The following is a 320-nucleotide window of genomic DNA, read 5'->3' on the forward strand; positions in this document are numbered from 1 at the left end:
CGCAACGCCTTCACCCCCCGCCAGATAAGTTTTTATGTGGTGCTCTTTGTGATTGTCATGGCTGTCGCGGCGGGAACCAGTCATCTGCCTGTGCTTTTAGGGGGGCTTTTAGGGGTAGTGACAGGCGTCATGTTCCTTATTCCAGGATGGCGGAATGATAACTGGCCGCGGGCGATACGCCGGCGACTGTCACAGTACCGGCCCCTGAACAAGGCAGCCTGGGAGCACTTTCAGGAGACCATTGAACGGAAGTTGCGTATGGACCCGGTCGACCTGCGGACCTGGTATGAAAGCGAATGCATGACCGTCTTTCACCCGGA

At 56.9% G+C, this 320-nt stretch carries 1 protein-coding gene; it reads left to right on the top strand.

Features of this window, described 5'->3' with window-relative positions; genetic code table 11:
• Positions 1 to 320: hypothetical protein (locus tag IAE50_RS26455; protein ID WP_234467365.1), on the top strand; the 320-nt coding region annotated here is incomplete at both ends.

The sequence above is a fragment of the Kosakonia sp. S42 genome (assembly GCF_016624785.1).
GTDB lineage: Bacteria > Pseudomonadota > Gammaproteobacteria > Enterobacterales > Enterobacteriaceae > Kosakonia > Kosakonia cowanii.